The organism is Spongiibacter marinus (genome assembly GCF_016906995.1).
Lineage (GTDB): Bacteria > Pseudomonadota > Gammaproteobacteria > Pseudomonadales > Spongiibacteraceae > Spongiibacter > Spongiibacter marinus.
Map to the genome: position 1 here is coordinate 1 of NZ_JAFBBD010000025.1, position 1655 is coordinate 1655.

Sequence of the window (1655 nt, forward strand, 5' to 3'; positions counted from 1 at the left end):
GCCCCGCCATCTATGGCCTCCAGAGGGGTATTACTTTTTTCGATATCCCTATTTTGGTTCTAATTGGGTAAGATTTGGCCTTTTTAGGCTAAATCTATGGCATTCGAAGAACGTGTTCAGATCTTGTCCGAGGTAGAACAAGATGAGTTTTATGGACCACCCGCGTTCACCACTGCCGACCAACGCTTCTTTTTCTCGCTAAATGATAAGGAACTGGCGATTGCTAAAAGCCTCCGTCATCGGGGTCAGCGCTATATGCTGGTTGTACTGCTGGGCTATTTCAAGGCCAAGCCGGTGGTGCTTCATCCCGGTTTCCACCAGATCAAGCAGGATCTCAAATACGTTTATCAAACCATTCTACCAGGGCCGGGCTGTAGACCCTTTAATCTCACGCCAAAAGAGAACGAACGGATTTACCAACGTATTTTCCAACTCTGCAACTACCAGCGCTGGAATGCCAAAGACCACGGAGCTGCGTTGAGCGCCTACTTATCCCAGCAAGCCAGAGCCTGGACGGCTCCAAGACACCTCTTCGATGCGGCCATTGAGTATTGTTCGAGACAGAAGATAGCGATCCCTGCCTACAGCACGCTGCAAAAGATCATCAGTCAAGTGGTGGGAGATGAACAGGAAGACATGGTCAACCGCCTTGAGCGTGCAATGTCACAAGATCTTAAGCATGCACTGGCGGATCTCGTAAACGGCGAAGGTCCGCTGCCGTTTCGGCAGTTGCGACAATCGGCCCGTAACTTCACCGGAACTGAGTTGGAAAAGGAATTGACGGTGTATCGTAACATCCAGCATTGGATGCCAGAAGTGGATCTGCTCTTGAGCATGCTTTCGCTGTCACAGAAAAATCAACAACACCTGGCGGAGAAAGTCGATTACTACGGCGCCAGACTGAAACGGCAAACTTTAAGTAACCAACGACTGTATTTATTGTGCTATCTGCAATCCCGATGGCAGCAAGCACTGGAACGTATTGCCGATGGTTTTGTGCATCATGTTAGGCAGACCAAGCAGAAGGCAAAGGAATATGCCCAGGAAGCGGTTTATCAGGATTGGCAAAAAGCGGCCAAAAATATCAGCAAGGCGGCTGAAGTGCTCCATCTATTCATTGATGACGACATCGATCTGCAACTGCCGTTTGCGACAGTAAGACAAAAAGCATTGACCCTGCTAGACAAAAAGGATCTGGAATCTATATGCCTGTTCCTGAATGAGCAGAGGCGTTCAGTCGATGATGCCATGTGGCAGTACTTCGAAGATAAAGACGGTCTGCGCAAGGGCTTGCTGCGAGAATTGTTTCGATGTCTGCGCTTCGAAGGCAGCAATGGCACACAGCACTTAGCGGAAGCCTTAGCGAAAGCACAAGTCGAACTCAGCACCGAGGCCCAATTGCAAACCGCCAACACTCGGCTGCTCTCCAAGAAGGCTCTCGAATTCCTGCTGGATCAGGACGGTAAGATATTGATAAACCGCTATGAATGGTTCCTTTATCAGCAGATTCCTGATCGCCTGAATGGCCAGCTGACACTGCCTGAAGTCATTAAATACCGGGCGCTTGATGCTGATCTGATCGACGGGGAACATTGGCGAAAGCACAAATATACGCTGCTACAACAGAGCCAACTGACCAATTTGGCTGAGAAGCC

At 49.5% G+C, this 1655-nt stretch carries 1 protein-coding gene; it reads left to right on the forward strand.

Going from position 1 to position 1655, the window contains the following annotated elements; translation table 11 throughout:
* Window positions 1–96: 96 nt before the first annotated feature.
* The coding region (locus tag HNR64_RS16970) for a DUF4158 domain-containing protein (RefSeq protein WP_204997566.1) at window positions 97–1655 on the forward strand (1559 nt) is incomplete at its 3' end.